At 73.1% G+C, this 14,308-nt stretch carries 13 protein-coding genes; 4 read left to right on the plus strand and 9 right to left on the minus strand.

All coding sequences use genetic code 11. From position 1 onward, the window contains the following. The first annotated feature begins 101 nt into the window (after positions 1–101). Positions 102–770: a pyridoxamine 5'-phosphate oxidase family protein gene (locus AB1046_RS07090; protein ID WP_369373758.1), complete on the plus strand. Its 669-nt coding sequence runs from the start codon at positions 102–104 to the stop codon at positions 768–770. Next, positions 767–1,435: a hypothetical protein gene (locus tag AB1046_RS07095; RefSeq protein ID WP_369373760.1), complete on the plus strand. Its 669-nt coding sequence runs from the start codon at positions 767–769 to the stop codon at positions 1,433–1,435. The genes AB1046_RS07090 and AB1046_RS07095 overlap by 4 nt, the downstream gene beginning before the upstream one ends. Positions 1,436–1,450: 15 nt before the next feature. Here AB1046_RS07095 and AB1046_RS07100 read toward each other — a convergent pair whose 3' ends face one another. Together AB1046_RS07100 and dxs are read right to left on the minus strand one after the other, a co-directional pair. Beyond that, a complete protein-coding gene (locus AB1046_RS07100) occupies positions 1,451–2,542 on the minus strand; it encodes a glutamate--cysteine ligase (RefSeq protein ID WP_369373762.1) in 1,092 nt (363 codons plus the stop codon). Beyond that, the gene (gene dxs / locus AB1046_RS07105; RefSeq protein WP_369373764.1) at positions 2,539–4,434 is read right to left on the minus strand and encodes a 1-deoxy-D-xylulose-5-phosphate synthase; all 1,896 of its coding nucleotides are present in this window, start codon (positions 4,432–4,434) and stop codon (positions 2,539–2,541) included. Before dxs ends, AB1046_RS07100 begins: the two co-directional genes overlap by 4 nt. Before the next feature lie 171 nt (positions 4,435–4,605). On the opposite strand from dxs, the gene AB1046_RS07110 reads away from it, so the two are divergent. Next, positions 4,606–6,057, plus strand: a complete 1,452-nt coding sequence (locus AB1046_RS07110; protein ID WP_369373766.1) for a GuaB1 family IMP dehydrogenase-related protein — start codon at positions 4,606–4,608, stop codon at positions 6,055–6,057. 22 nt (positions 6,058–6,079) lie between these two features. Here AB1046_RS07110 and AB1046_RS07115 read toward each other — a convergent pair whose 3' ends face one another. The 5 genes from AB1046_RS07115 to AB1046_RS07135 form a co-directional block, all read right to left on the minus strand. Next, positions 6,080–8,128, minus strand: coding sequence for a helicase (locus AB1046_RS07115; protein WP_369373768.1), 2,049 nt, complete (start codon positions 8,126–8,128; stop codon positions 6,080–6,082). A 74-nt stretch (positions 8,129–8,202) separates the two neighbouring features. Further along, entirely contained in the window at positions 8,203–8,739 is a 537-nt protein-coding gene (locus AB1046_RS07120) for a hypothetical protein (RefSeq protein ID WP_369373770.1), read from the minus strand. 19 nt (positions 8,740–8,758) lie between these two features. Then, the gene (locus tag AB1046_RS07125) at positions 8,759–10,255 is read right to left on the minus strand and encodes an alkaline phosphatase (RefSeq protein ID WP_369373772.1); all 1,497 of its coding nucleotides are present in this window, start codon (positions 10,253–10,255) and stop codon (positions 8,759–8,761) included. 118 nt (positions 10,256–10,373) lie between these two features. After that, positions 10,374–10,802 carry a DUF1801 domain-containing protein gene (locus tag AB1046_RS07130; protein WP_369373774.1) on the minus strand — a complete coding sequence of 143 codons (429 nt, stop codon included), beginning with the start codon at positions 10,800–10,802 and terminating at the stop codon, positions 10,374–10,376. A gap of 40 nt (positions 10,803–10,842) precedes the next feature. Continuing rightward, on the minus strand, positions 10,843–11,571 hold the full coding sequence (locus tag AB1046_RS07135) for a DUF4241 domain-containing protein (protein WP_369373775.1): 729 nt from the start codon (positions 11,569–11,571) through the stop codon (positions 10,843–10,845). A gap of 189 nt (positions 11,572–11,760) precedes the next feature. On the opposite strand from AB1046_RS07135, the gene AB1046_RS07140 reads away from it, so the two are divergent. Beyond that, the gene (locus AB1046_RS07140) at positions 11,761–12,603 is read left to right on the plus strand and encodes an aminoglycoside phosphotransferase family protein (RefSeq protein ID WP_369375608.1); all 843 of its coding nucleotides are present in this window, start codon (positions 11,761–11,763) and stop codon (positions 12,601–12,603) included. A 15-nt stretch (positions 12,604–12,618) separates the two neighbouring features. On the opposite strand, the gene AB1046_RS07145 is transcribed toward AB1046_RS07140, so the two are convergent. After that, complete coding sequence (locus tag AB1046_RS07145) at positions 12,619–13,551, minus strand: threonine/serine dehydratase (protein ID WP_369373777.1); 933 nt, start codon at positions 13,549–13,551, stop codon at positions 12,619–12,621. Positions 13,552–13,588: 37 nt separating this feature from the next. Continuing rightward, on the minus strand, positions 13,589–14,278 hold the full coding sequence (locus tag AB1046_RS07150) for a CoA pyrophosphatase (RefSeq protein WP_369373779.1): 690 nt from the start codon (positions 14,276–14,278) through the stop codon (positions 13,589–13,591). Between the last annotated feature and the right edge of the window lie 30 nt (positions 14,279–14,308).

The following is a 14,308-nucleotide window of genomic DNA, read 5'->3' on the forward strand; positions in this document are numbered from 1 at the left end:
AGCGTACCCGGATGGTCCGACATGCCCCATTCGCGCCGCGCGCATCTTGATCGTGCACAGTTTGCTGGTCGCTGACATCGTGCCCGGCTTATCGTGACTGCATGACCAACCAGGCGAGCGACCAGCCGACCGGCCGGCCGAGCAGGTTCGGCGGGATTCCGGTGACCACCGTCGAGGAGCTCCGCGAGATCATTCCCCCGCCCCTCGGCCCGGCCGCGGGCAAGGTGCGCACGGCCCTCCACGACCTCGACCGGCAGTGGCTGGAGGCCTCGCCGTTGTGCCTGGTCGCGACCTCGGACGCCGACGGCAACGTCGACGTCTCCCCCAAGGGCGACCCGGCCGGCTCCCTGGTGCGGGTGCTGGACGAGCACACGATCGCGATCCCCGAGCGCCCCGGCAACCGCCGCGTCGACGGGTTCCTCAACGTGCTGGCCAACCCGCACGTGGGGCTCATCTTCGTGGTCCCCGGCCGCGGGGACACGCTGCGGATCAACGGTGCGGCCCGCCTGGTGCGCGACGCGCCCTACCTCGCCGGGCTCCAGGTGCGCCGCAACGTCCCGGTGCTCGCGCTGGAGGTCGACATCAGCGAGGTCTTCTACCACTGCTCCAAGGCGTTCCTGCGCTCCAAGACCTGGGACCCCGAGGCCTGGGACCTGGAGACGGTGCCCAGCCGGGCCGTCATCTCGCACACCCTGGAGCGGCCGGAACAGACGCTCGCGCAGGTCGAGGCGTACTACGGCCCGCAGTACGCTGAGACGATCTACGGATGAGCACACCTCCCCAGGGCGGCGCGGCGTACGGCTACCCCGCTCCCCAGTACCCGGCACCGCAGTACCAGGCACCCCGGGCGCGAAAGACGGGGCCCAAGATCCTGACGTTCACCGGCATCGCGATCCTGCTGGCGGGTGTGATCACGGGCATCGTGGGTGTCGTCGGAGCTACCAGGGGTGTCGTGGACCTGCTCCCCACCGACCTCGTCACGACCGAGGGCACCGCGGGCAGCGACGCCGTCGCTTTCGGGCCGAGCACAGAGCCGCTGACCCTCGACGTCCCGCAGGTGGGCGCCTACCTCGTCTTCGAGGTCTCGCGAGGCGAGTCGGCCCGGCTGCCCTTCTCGGCGGTGACCGCCGAGGGACCGTCCGGCCCGGTGAGCATCGAGCCGCCCGACCAGACCACGCCGCTGCCGACCAACGGCTGGTCGGTGTTCGCGGTCGGGATCCTCGTCCCGGAGGAGAGCGGCCCCCACACGCTCGTCGTGGACCCGGCCCTGGCGGCCGACGACGTCAGCCTCGCCGTGAGCAGCCCCATCAACATCGGCAGCGTCGCCGGCCTCGGCGGCAGCGCGCTCGTCGTGGGGCTGGGGTTCCTGGTCGGCGGGCTGGGCTTCCTGCTGCTCATCGCCGGCATCATCTGGTGGGCGGTCGCCAAGAAGTAACGCTCAAGCCCCGGCTCACGCCAGGGTTGCGTCCGCCGCTCGCAGCGCTACGACGCCGAGGTCGCCGTCGGCCTCGAGAGCCCAGGCGCGCTGGCGTGCCGCGGCGTCGCCCCCGGCCCAGTGGTTGCCGAGCAGCTCGGTCACGGTGTCGAGGTCGCCGGAGTCCACCAGGGCGTCGCGTACGTGGTCCACCAGCGCGCCGACGACGTCGTGCGCCGGGGCCGGCCGCCAGGTCCGGGGATCCACGAGGTCGCCGGCGAGCCCCGAGCGCCCGGCCCGCCAGTGCGCGGTGCGCAGGATCTCGACGGGCGCGTCGGGCGGCGGCGAGTCGGCCGCCCGCGCCGCCGTCTCCACCAGGCCGCGGGCCAGCGCGGCCAGCAGCGTGGCCGTGTCCGCGGAGAGGCACACGTCGGCGACGCGGATCTCCACGGTGGGGTACGTCGCCGACAGGCGCGCGTCGAAGTAGACCATGCCCTGGTCCAGGATCGTGCCGGTCGCGACCAGGCCGTCGACAGCCGCGTGGTACGCCTCGGGGGTGCCGAACAGCCGCGTCGGACCGGCTGTGGGCCAGCGGGCCCAGACCTGGGAGCGGAAGCTCGAGTACCCGGAGTCGACACCCATCCAGTAGGGCGAGTTCGCCGACAAGGCCAGCAGCGGTGCGAGCCACGGCCCGATCCGGTCCAGCACCGCCACGCCCTCGGCGTCATCGGCCACCGATACGTGCACGTGGCAGCCGCTCGTGAGCTGCTCACGGGCGGTGAGGCCGAACTCCTTGCGCGCCGAGAGGTACCGGAGCTTGCCGACCGTCGTGCCGTCGAACGGCAGCGGCGAGGTGCCGAGCGCGGCGATCCGGGCGTCGTGCCGATCGGCCGCCGCCTGGGCGCCCGCCCGGCCGGCCCGGATCGACGCGGCGACCTCCTCGATCGTCGCGTGCGGCGGCGTGGCCGTCTCGATCTGCTCCTCCATGAGCTCAGGCTCGAGCGGCCCGTCACCGGGCTCGGCGCTGTCGAGCACGGCCTGGGCGCGCGGGACCGGAGCCCCGTCGTGCCCGACCAGCATCAGCTCCTCCTCGACGCCGATGGTCCGCAGTGCCCCGGAACCCGTCATAGGAGGGCGAGCGCCGCGAGCGCGTCGCGGGTCGCGTCGGCAGCGGTCATGCGCTGAGCCCCGACGATCTGGTCGCGGCTCGCGTGGTCCAGGAACGCCACCGGCAGGCCGATGTGCACCTGCGGCGTCGTGATGCCCTGCTCCCCCGCGCGCTGCGCGAGCATGTCGCCGATGCCGCCGTCGACCACGCCGTCCTCCACCGTGACCACGAGGTCGTGCTCGCCGCACAGCTTGACCAGGTTCTCCGGGACCGGCAGCACCCAGGTCGGCGCCGCGACGGTGGCCTCGATGCCGTGCGCCGCCAGCGCCGCACCGGTCTCCATGGCGCAGGCCACCATCGAGCCCACACCGACCACGAGCACGCGGCGGGGCACCGGGCCCTGCGGGCGGTTCGCGTCCGGGGAGAACCGCCCCACGACGTCCACACCGTCGAGCGCCTCGACGGCCGGGATGTCCTCGCCGACGGCGCCCTTGGGGTAACGGACCACCGTCGGCGCGTCGTCGACGTCGACGGCGGTGCGCAGCGCGTCGCGCAGCGTCGTCTCGTCACGCGGGGCGGCCAGGCGCAGGCCGGGGACGATGCGCAGCATCGCCATGTCCCACATGCCGTTGTGGCTGGCGCCGTCCTCGCCGGTGATGCCCGCGCGGTCCAGCACGAAGGTGACGCCCGCCTTGTGCAGGGCGACGTCCATCAGGACCTGGTCGAACGCCCGGTTCAGGAACGTCGCGTACACGGCGACGACGGGGTGCAGGCCGGCGAACGCCATCCCAGCGGCGGACGTCACGGCGTGCTGCTCGGCGATGCCGACGTCGAAGGTGCGCTCCGGGAACTGCTCCTTGAAGGGCGCGAGCCCCACGGGGTGCAGCATCGCGGCGGTGATCGCGACGACGTCGGGCCGGCGACGGCCGATCTTCACGATCTCGTCGGCGAACACCTTGGTCCAGCCGAACCGGCTGGCCGCGACGGGCAGCCCGGTCTCGGGGTGGATGACGCCGACGGCGTGGAACCGGTCGGCGATGTCCTCCTCCGCCGGCTTGTAGCCGCGGCCCTTCTCGGTGATGGCGTGCACGATCACGGGGCGGCCGTAAGCCTTGGCGCGGCCGAGCGCCCGTTCGAGCGCCTCGGTGTCGTGGCCGTCGACGGGGCCGATGTACTTGATGCCCAGGTCCTCGAACAGGCCCTGCGGGGCGACGACGTCCTTGAGGCCCTTCTTCAGGCCGTGCAGCCAGCGCCACGCGAAGCGTCCGGGCGGGCCGGAGCGGTTCAGGGCCCGCGTGCCCCAGCTCAGGAACGACTCGTAGCCGCTGGTGGTGCGCAGCGTGTCGAGGTGGTTGGCGAGCCCGCCGATGGTCGGCGAGTAGGACCGGCCGTTGTCGTTGACGACGACGACAAGCTTGCGGTCCCGGCTCTCCGCGATGTTGTTCAGGGCTTCCCAGGCCATGCCGCCCGTCAGCGCACCGTCGCCGATCACGGCCACCACGTGGTTGTTGGTGCCGCGCACCTGGTTGGCCTTGGCGATGCCGTCCGCCCAGGACAGGGCGGTCGACGCGTGGGAGTTCTCCACGACGTCGTGCGGGGACTCGGCGCGGCTCGGGTAGCCGGACAGGCCGCCGCGCTTGCGCAGGTCGGAGAAGTCCTGGCGGCCGGTGAGCAGCTTGTGCACGTAGGCCTGGTGGCCGGTGTCGAACACGATGGTGTCGCGCGGCGAGTCGAAGACGCGGTGCATGGCGATGGTCAGCTCGACGACACCAAGATTCGGGCCGAGATGGCCGCCGGTGCGCGAGACGCTCTCCACGAGGAACCTGCGGATCTCCTCCGCGAGCTCCGGCATCTGGCCGGGCGTCATCGCCCGGACGTCCTCGGGGATGCGGATATCGCTCAGCAGACCCATGCGCGTCCTTTCGTCGTGCCCGGTGAGGGCGAATCGGGGCCCCACTCTAGGGGCACCGACCTCTCCACTGTGCCACGGAGAATCCGCCTCCCACGCCTGTCTCCGATACCTCCACAACGATGTGGCCAGGCTCATAGGCACGGCGAGAAGAACTCTTTACCATTAGTAAACGTGCGATTCCTCCCCGGGCAGACCCCCGCCACCGACCTCACCTACGGCGACGTGTTCCTCGTCCCGTCCCGCTCGGACGTCACGTCCCGGTTCGACGTCGATCTTGCGTCCGACGACGGCACCGGCACCACCATCCCCGTGGTCGTCGCCAACATGACCGCCGTGGCGGGCCGCCGCATGGCGGAGGCCGTCGCGCGGCGCGGCGGCCTCGCGATCATCCCGCAGGACGTCCCCGCCGACGTCGTGGCGGGGGTGGTCGCGAACGTGAAGGCCAAGGACCCCGTCATCGAGACGCCGGTGGTCGTCGCGCCCCAGGACACCGTGCACAGCGTGCTGAACCTGCTCGGCAAGCGGGCCCACGGGGCCGCCGTCGTCGTCGAGGACAACCGGCCCGTGGGCGTCGTGACCGAGTCGGACTGCGCCGACGTCGACCGGTTCACCCGGGTCGCCGAGGTGATGTCCGCCGAGCCCCTGCTCCTGGACGCCGCCCTGCTGGACGGCCCGGGCGGGCTGGAGGCCGCGTTCGACGTGCTGCACTCCGCGCGCCTCGACCTGGCGCCAGTGGTGCGCGACGGGCTCCTGTCCGGCGTCCTGACCCGCAAGGGCGCGCTGCGCTCCTCGATCTACGCCCCGGCGCTCGACGCGTCCGGGCGCCTGCGGATCGGCGCCGCCGTCGGCATCAACGGCGACGTCGCCGCCAAGGCCAAGGACCTGCTCGCCGCGGGCGTGGACGTGCTCGTGGTCGACACGGCGCACGGGCACCAGACCAAGATGCTCGCCGCCCTGGACGCCGTCCGGTCCGTGCACCCGACGGTGCCGGTGGTGGCCGGCAACGTCGTCACCGCCGACGGGGTGCGCGACCTCGTGGCCGCCGGCGCCGACATCCTCAAGGTCGGCGTAGGCCCCGGCGCGATGTGCACCACCCGCATGCAGACCGGCGTCGGGCGCCCGCAGTTCTCCGCCGTCCTGGAGTGCGCGGCCGCCGCACGCGAGCTCGGCAAGCACGTCTGGGCCGACGGCGGCGTGCGCCACCCCCGCGACGTCGCCCTGGCGCTGGCCGCGGGCGCGTCGCAGGTGATGGTCGGCTCCTGGTTCGCCGGGACGTACGAGTCGCCCGGCGACCTGAAGTCGGACGGCTCGGGCCGGCTCTACAAGGACTCGTTCGGCATGGCCTCGGCCCGGGCGGTCGCGGCCCGGACCGCCGGGTCCGGCACCGCGTTCGCCCGGGCCCGCAAGGCCCTCTACGAGGAGGGGATCTCCACCGGCAAGATGTACCTCGACCCCGCCCGGCCGGGGGTCGAGGACCTGCTCGACGAGATCACCTCGGGCCTGCGGTCCGCCGCCACCTACGCGGGCGCCCGCTCGCTGGCCGAGTTCGCCGACCGCGCGGTGGTCGGCATCCAGTCGGCCGCCGGCTACCAGGAGGGCAAGCCGGTAGAGACGAGCTGGTGACCCGTCAGCCGGCTCAGCCGACTCAGCCGACTATGGCCAGCCGGCGCGTCGGGCGGGTGAGCGCCACGTAGAGGTCGCGCTCGCCGCCTGGCCGGGCGGCGGTGATCCCGTCCGGGTCGGCGACCACCACGGCGTCGAACTCCAGGCCGCGCACCTGGGAGACGGGCACCACCCGGACCTCGGTGCCCGCCAGCGCCTCGGCGATCCCTGGGACAGTCGCATCGGCGGCGACCACCGCGACCAGGTCGTCCGGTTCCGCGGCTGCCTGGGCCCTGGCCTCCGCGACGACGGCGGCCACCAGATCGCCGTCCGCCACCACTCGCCGCGGCTCGTCGCCGTGCCGCACCGCGACGGACGCCGCCTGGTCGGGAGCGATCCGCGCGAGCAGCGGCGCCGCCGCGTCCAGCACCTCGGCGGTCGTGCGGTAGCAGACCGTCAGGGTGCGCACGTCGGCGCGCTTCGCCAGGTCGCTGCCCAGGGCGTCGGCCCACGAGCCAGCGCCGGTCGCCGGGCCGGCCTGCGCCAGGTCGCCGACCACGGTCATCGACCGGCCCGGGCAGCGCCGCAGCACGGACCGCCACTGCATCGGCGTCAGCTCCTGGGCCTCGTCCACCACCACGTGCCCGTAGCTCCGGGTGGGTGGCCCGTTCAGCAGGTGCTCGGCCTCGTCGAGCAGCGGCAGGTGGGCGGCGGTCCAGGCAGGTTCGCCGGGAGCGCCATCGACGGCAAGCCCCGGGTGCCCCGCCAGCAGGTCCAGCACCACGTCGTCCGCCGTCAGGCGGGGCCACGCGGCCTCGACGGCCCGCTCCAGCGCAAGGTCCTCGACCAGCTCGGCCCGCAGTGCGCCCGGGTCCAGCTCGGCCACGGCGGCGGCGTGCCCGAAGGCCCCGCCGTCGTCCGGGGCGAAGCCCAGCCGCGCCAGGTCCGCTGCCGCCGCCTTGTCGACGTTCACGCCGCCCGTGAGCACCTCGATGTCCTCGTCCAGCTTGGCGAGGAACACGCGGGCCCGCGCCTGGACCTCGTCGGCCACGAAGTCCACCACGAGGTCCTTGAACAGCGACCGGGCCTGGTGGTGCGGCAGCCCGGAGCCGCCGGCGGTCACGCGCGCCTCGGCGAGGGCGTGCTCGTCCAGCGTGACGGGATCGCCGTCGACCAGGACCGTCAGCGTGCCGGCGGGCGCCTGGTGCTGTCGCACGGCCTCCGCCAGCTCGTCGGCCAGGGCGACGTCGCCCGCGGCGCGGCGCAGCTCGTGGCTCGCCGCGGGGGCCTCGGCCAGGCCCAGGGCGTCGGCGACCAGGCGGTCGGCGGTGCTCATCGCCACGTCGTTCTCGCCCAGGGACGGCAGCACCTCCGCGATGTAGTCGAGGAACCGGGAGCCCGGGCCGAGCACCAGCACGCCGTCGGCCCGCGCCTCGTCGAAGCCCGCCAGGACGTAGGCGGCGCGGTGCAGGGCGACCACCGTCTTGCCCGTGCCCGGGCCGCCCTCCACGACGGTGACGCCGCGGTGCGGGGAGCGGATGATCGCGTCCTGCTCGGCCTGCAGCGTGGAGACGACGTCACGCATGCGGCCGGTGCGCCGCGCGCTGATCGCCTCCAGGAGCGGCCCGTCGCCGACGACGTCGTGCGGCCCAGGCTCGGCGCCGTCCAGGAGCTCGTCGCTGACCCGGGTGACCTTGCGGTCGTCCAGGCGCAGGTGCCGGCGGCGGCGCAGGCCCATCGGGTGGGCGGCCGTGGCGGCGTAGAACGGGCGCGCGGCCTCCGCGCGCCAGTCGACGAGGAGCTGCTCGTCGTCGTCACTCAGGCCGGTGCGGCCGATGTGCAGCGAGCTGCCGTCCGCCCGGTCGATCCGGCCGAAGCAGAGGTGGTGCTCGGCGGCGCCGAGGGTGCGCGCCCGCCGGCCCAGCATGGCGACGCGCACCTCCCGGGTGTACGCCTCGTCGGGGTCTGACGACGAGGCGCGTACCGCGGCGTCGAGGTCGGCACGGACACGTGCCACCTCGCCGTCCAGCCGCGCATACAGCGCGTCGACGTGCTCCTGCTCGGCGGACTGCTGGGTCTGGCTTGGCTGCACCGGGTCTCCTTGTTGTCGAGGCCTGGTGTCAACGCGACGACGTCGCAAAACGTTCCCGCGCTACTCGTTCACTGTTACTCGTTCACCAGGACCGGCACCCCGACGGCGGCCGCGGCCACCGTTCCCTCGATGTCATCGGGGACCGCGATCTCGAACTCCTCCTCCGGGGTCGGCGGGCCCTCGTGGCTGTGCGCACCCTCGGCCTCGTGGTGGACAAACCGGCCGGTGCCGAGCAGCTCGCCGTCGGCGTCGTAGAAGCCGGCGAGCACCTCCAGCTCGATCAGCGTGCTGACGTCGCTGGTGATGGTCACGGTGCCGGTCACGGTGCCGTCGTCGGCGAGCCCCAGGCCGCTGAGCTCGAACCGGTCGTCGAACGGTCCGGCCACCACCCCGACGCTGCCCGGCTCGGGGTGGGCGGTGGCGAGCCCGGGCAGGTCCGGGTCGCCGGTGGCGGCCGTGAGGCCAGGAAACTCGGTGCGGGGCGCGGACGCCGGGTCGGGCAGGGCTTCTGCCTCCGACCCGGCGCCGCGCACGAGCAGCGTGGCGGCCACGCCGACTGCACCGGCAGCCAGCAGGACGACGATCCAGAGCACGACGGCGCGGACGCTCACGATGATGTACCGGGCCCGGTCAGCGGGTCACGCGCAGGGCGCGGCCCATGACGTCGAACAGGTCCGTGTTGTCCACGGTCGCGGCGAGGGACTGCGTGCCGGGACCGTACGCGAAGATCGGCACGTTCGCGCCCGTGTGATGGCCCGTCAGGAACGTCAGCCACAGGCTGGCCTCCGGCGAACCGTCCTCGACTCCCTCCGGGTCGTCAGCGGTACGGAACGTGGCCGGGGCGAAGTTGCCGGGGTCCGAGGAGCCGGAGCCGTTGATCGGGCCCGTCGAGCGGGTCGGGTCCAGCGCCCCGGAGGACGCGCGGCTCGGGGTCGAGCTGTTCGCGGGGTTGCCGGAATCGACGTTCGCGGGCGGGGTGAGCGTCTCGGGGTTGGTGACCATGCCCTTGCCGACGATGTTGAAACCACCGGTCTCGTGGTCGGCGGTCACGATCACTGTCGTGTTGCCGTCCTTCTTGGCGAAGTTCAGCGCGACCCGCACGGCCTCGTCGAACGCCTTCATCTCCTCGAGCGCCTGCGCGGCGTCGTTGGCGTGCGTGCGCTTGTCGATCAGCGCGCCCTCGACCTGCAGGTAGAAGCCCTTCCGGCTGCCCTTGAGCAGGCTGATCGCCTCGGTGGTCAGCTCGGCGACGCTCGGCTCCTCGGCCTGGACCGAGTCCGGGTTCTCGCGCTTGAACTTCTCGATGGTCAGATTGCCCCTGCTGAACAGGCCGAACACCTTGCGGCCCTCGGCGTTCTCCAGCTCTTCGCTGGTGGCGACCGTCTGGTCGGCGAACGAGCCGAGCACGTCGTAGCCCTGCGCCTCCAGCGCCTCCTGGTCGGCGGCGTCGAAGCGGGCGAGGCCACCACCAAGCACCACGTCGGCGGTGCCGTTGCGGGCCATCTGGTCGGCGACCGGCGTGACACGCACGTCGTCGGTGGGCAGCGGCTCGCCGGTGATCGCCAGGTCCTGGCAGGCCGCCGCGGAGTAGTCCGGTCCCTGGCAGCCGCGGGCGATCACGTGGCTCGCCTGGCTGGCGGGCGTGGCGTCAGTGATCTCCGCGGTCGAGACGTTACCGGTGCGGTAGCCGGCGTCCTTGGCGAGCTCCATGAGCGTGGGCACCACCTCACCCTTGCCGTCGACGCCGAGGGCGGCGTTGTACGACTTCACACCGGACGCCCAGGCCGTGGCCGACGATGCCGAGTCCGTGACGTACTCGGGAACGAAGTCGTCCTCGCCCGGCTGGCCCGAGTTCTTCTGGATGGCGTACGTCGTGACCTGGCCGACGACGGGCAGGGTCTCCATGGCCAGCCTGCCGTCGGCGCCGTAGTAACGGATGCGCGCGGCGTCGACGTGGTTGCGGCCCATGCCGTCGCCCACGAGGTAGATGACGTTCTTGGCGCGGTTGCTGTCCGGCTGAGCGGTGGCGGCGGCGGTCGTGACGACCGAGCCGGCCACGACGGCCAGGGCGACCGCGGCTGCTGCCATGACACGGCGGCTGACGCTGCGTTGCGAGCTGGTGCGCATGTACTCCTCTTCCGATCTCGGGCGCCGGAGTGGCACCCGCGCGGACGCTAACCCGACGGGTGAAACCGAGGGGGCGGCGTTGATGGCGTACACATGAACGCAGGGTGAGCGAAACCTGTCAAGACTCTGAGGCTCGCTGCCCGAACGTCCCGTCGGTGACGGTCGCCCACGAGCGCCGGACGATCTCCTCCAGCACCGCGAGGTCGACCCGTTCGAGGTCCTTCAGATACAGGCAGCCGACGCCGGTCGTGTGCGGGCCGAGCCGGGCCAGCAGGTCCGCGTGCGCGCCGACGCCCTCGGGCAGGTACACCGTGCTGGCCGCCTTGCGGGGCGCGAACCCCGCGGCGGCGGCGTGCCCGGAGTGGCCGCTCGGGTACTCGTAGTGGTACTCGCCGAACCCGATGACCGAGGTGCCGAACATCCGCGGCGCCGCGCCCGTGACCCGCTCCATGAGGTCGCGGAGGGTGTGCGCGTCCCGCCGCCGCACGGCAGGCGTCACCGCGTCGAGGTAGGCGGCCGGATCGCCGTCGGTCCAGGTGGTGGCCATGGAGCCAGTATCTCCCTGTGCTGGTTCGACTGCGTGCTGGTCAGACGGTCGCCGGCGCGGTGGTTACCGCCTCGGCCGCGTCTTCTTCGTCGTCCTCGTCGAGGTCCGGGCCGGCGACGAGCAGGTCGATGTGCACACCGAGGAGCGACCCGTCGGCGGCGTGGGTGGTGACGACGGGGTAGAAGCCGTCGCCCCAGCCGGAGTGGCTCAGCACAACGTTCTCGCCGTCGACGGCCAGCGGCATCGTCACGTTGGCACTCCCCTCCACGTAGTGGTCGGGGCTGTCCATGAGGCTGAACCACGAGTCGGGCGTGCCGTTGTCGAAGACGTCGTCATACCAGGTGTCGTCGCCGTCGCTGTCCTCAGGGGGCATGCCGGACTCGATCGCCTCGGCATCCACGAAGGCGACGGTTCCCGCATCGACCGGGACACCGTAGAACTCGCCGTCGCCGAGCGGCTCGGTGTCCTCCGGGGTGACAAGCCGAACCTCGGCGACCGGTGCGGCGTCGGACACCACGAGCGAGAGGTACGCCTCGCGCAGATGGCTCCCGTCACGGGCGTCGGAGACGTCCGCGACGGTCACGAACGCGGGGTAGGAACCCGGCGGGATCTGGGTGACGATGCCGTCGCCCAGGCCCACGTACGGGTCGGATGCCTCCAGCCGCCCCGAGGGCACGTGCAGGATGCCGAGGCCGTGCACTGTCTGGGGGTACGGGGTCCCGTCGGGCGTGCCGTCAAGGAGGGCGAAGAAGGGCTCGTCGTAGGTCATGCGAGGAAGGTAGCCGGAGCCACCGACACTCAGGTGAACAGATGCAGATCGCAGTCCCAGGACGGGCCGGTAGCGTTGACCGCTTGCGCAGCGCTGACATGCGCAGACAAGCCTGGTTAGCACAAGACAAGGAGGCCCGCCCTGGTCGCCGCCGACCTCGACGTCACCGTCGACCTCGCCCGTTCCCTACTGACCGAACAGCATCCCGACCTCGCCGACCGCTCCCTCACGCTGGTCGCCAACGGGTGGGACAACGTGATGTTCCGGCTGGGTGACTACCTCGCGCTGCGCCTGCCCCGGCGCGCGCTCGCGGGCCGGCTCATGCGCAACGAGCACCGCACGCTCCCGCTGCTGGCCCCGCGCCTGCCGGTCCCGATCCCGGACCCGGTCCGCACGGGCGCGCCGAGCGCCGCGCTCGGCTACCCGTGGCCGTGGGGCGTCGTGCGCTGGGTCGACGGCGTCCCGGCGGCCAGCGTCCCCGCCGCGGAGCGCACGCCGTGGGCCGAGCACCTGGCGCGCGTGTTCGTGGCGCTGCACCGGCCCGCGCCCGACGACGCCCCCGGGAACCAGTTTCGCGGGGTGCCGATCGAGACGCGATCGGAGAGCTTCGAGGAGCGGCTCCAGCTCCTGCCGGACCGGCTCCACGAGCGCGCCCGCGCCATCTGGTCCGCGGCCCTGGCCGCCCCGGCGTACGACGGCGCCCCCGTGTGGCTGCACGGCGACCCGCACCCAGCCAACCTCGTGGCCGATCGCGGCCGGCTCGCCGCCGTCATCGACTTCGGGGACGTGACCAGCGGCGACCCGGCGTCCGACCTCGGCATGATGTGGCTCACCTTCGACGCCGAGGGCCGCGAGAAGTTCCGCGGGGTGATCGACGCCGAGGCCCGCGACGGGCAGGGGTGGGACGCCGGGATGTGGGACCGGGCGCACGGCTGGGGGCTGCTGTACGCCGCCATCTGCTTCGCCTACCCGGACACACACCCGATCATGGTCGGCGTCGGGGAGCACGCGGTGGAGCAGCTCTTCGACTGAGCGTCGCGGACCGGTTCAGAACCGCACAGCCGTAGTGTTCGCCCCGCAGACCAGCACCGCCACGCGCTCCCCCGGCTCGGGCACGTACCTCCCGGACAGCAGCGCCGCGAGCGCCGTCGCGCCGCCCGGCTCGGCGACGACGCGGGCCGCGTCCCAGAGGGACGCCTGGGCGGAGACGATCGCGTCGTCGGTGACCAGCAGCGACTCGGCAACGAACTGCTGGGCCAGCGGGAACATGTGCTGTCCGACCCGCAGGGGCGCGAGCGAGTCCGCGGCGATCCCCTCGGTGGGCGCGTCGACCGGTTCCCCGGCCGCGAGCGCCCGGTGCAGGGTGGGCGAACCCTCGGGTTCCACGGCGACGATGCGCACGTCGCCGCGGTACCAGGCGGCGATGCCGCCGATCAGCCCGCCGCCACCCACGGCGACCAGGAGCGTGTCGACGTCGGGCAGGTCGCCCGCGATCTCCAGCCCGAGCGTGCCCTGGCCGATGAGTGTCTCGGGCTGGTCGTAGGCGTGCACCGTCATGGCGCCCGTGCCGGCCACGAACTCCTCGCTCGCGGCCAGCGCGTCGGCGTACCGGTCGCCGCCCACGACGAGCTTGGCGCCGTACCCGCGGATGCGCTCGGCCTTGGCCTGGGAGGTCACGCTGGGCACAAAGATGGTCGCCGGGATCCCGAGCCGGGCCGCGGCGTAGGCGACGGCGGCCCCGTGGTTGCCGCCCGAGGCGGCGACCACGCCGGCGTCGGGCACGTCGCGGGTCAGGAGGCTGGTGAACGCGCCGCGGGCCTTGAACGAGCCGGAGTGCTGCAGGCACTCGAGCTTGAGCGCGACGGGCTGCGCCGGGCGGCCGAAGTCCGCCAGGTCGACCTCCAGCACGGGGGTGTGCCGCACGTGCGGGCGGATCAGGTCCGCTGCGGCGCGGATCGCGTCGCGGGTCACTTCGGTCATCGGGTCCTCCTGAGTCGGGTGAACGGCATGGCGAGCTTCACGGCGTGATGGCCAGCTCTCGCGTGCGGTCCCAGTCCTCGGTCCAGCCGAGCTGGTCGAACATCGCGTCCAGGATCCCGGCGGTGAATCCCCACACGAGGTGGGTCACGTCGCCGTCGTGCACGTGGAAGCCCGGGCCGCGCCAGGTCTGGCGGTCGCGGTGCAGCACGGTGGTGAACCGGTTGGCGGGGTCGAGCAGGTCGGCGACGGGGGCGCGGAAGACGTGCGCGGACTCGGCGGTGTCGACCACGCCCACGGGTGTGGGATGGGCCCACCAGCCGAGCACCGGCGTGACCACGTGGTTGCTGACCGGCATGGGCAGCTCGTCGAACGTGCCGAGCACCTCGACGCCCGACGCGTCCAGGCCGGTCTCCTCGACGGCCTCGCGCAGGGCTGCCGCTACGGCGTCCTCCCCGTCGTCGGCACGGCCGCCCGGGAAGGCGACCTGCCCGGCGTGGCTGCGCAGCGTCGCGGCGCGTGCCAGCAGCAGGACGTCGAGGTCGGCGGGCACCGCGAGGTCGGCCGCGCCGCGGTCGGCGGCAAGAGCGTCCAGCACCCCGAACAGCACCAGGACCGACGCCGGGCGGGCTCCGCCCGAGAAGTCACCGCGCGCGTGCCGCCACGGCCCCTCGAAGCCCTGCTCGGCGAGGGCGACCAGCTGCTTGCGTGCGGATGCGGAGGAGCTCACGAGGCGACCTTAACCCCGGCCGCGGAGCCG

Source organism: Promicromonospora sp. Populi (genome assembly GCF_041081105.1).
Classification (GTDB): domain Bacteria; phylum Actinomycetota; class Actinomycetes; order Actinomycetales; family Cellulomonadaceae; genus Promicromonospora.

Excerpts from the sequence above, each read along its gene's own strand:
- AB1046_RS07130 (WP_369373774.1), bottom strand. The coding sequence starts at position 10,802 with ATGGCCACCACCTGGACCGACGGCGATCCGGCCGCCTACCTCGACGCG.
- AB1046_RS07090 (WP_369373758.1), top strand. The coding sequence starts at position 102 with ATGACCAACCAGGCGAGCGACCAGCCGACCGGCCGGCCGAGCAGGTTC.
- AB1046_RS07125 (WP_369373772.1), bottom strand. The coding sequence starts at position 10,255 with ATGCGCACCAGCTCGCAACGCAGCGTCAGCCGCCGTGTCATGGCAGCA.
- dxs (WP_369373764.1), bottom strand. The coding sequence starts at position 4,434 with ATGGGTCTGCTGAGCGATATCCGCATCCCCGAGGACGTCCGGGCGATG.
- AB1046_RS07095 (WP_369373760.1), top strand. The coding sequence starts at position 767 with ATGAGCACACCTCCCCAGGGCGGCGCGGCGTACGGCTACCCCGCTCCC.
- AB1046_RS07100 (WP_369373762.1), bottom strand. The coding sequence starts at position 2,542 with ATGACGGGTTCCGGGGCACTGCGGACCATCGGCGTCGAGGAGGAGCTG.
- AB1046_RS07135 (WP_369373775.1), bottom strand. The coding sequence starts at position 11,571 with ATGACCTACGACGAGCCCTTCTTCGCCCTCCTTGACGGCACGCCCGAC.
- AB1046_RS07145 (WP_369373777.1), bottom strand. The coding sequence starts at position 13,551 with ATGACCGAAGTGACCCGCGACGCGATCCGCGCCGCAGCGGACCTGATC.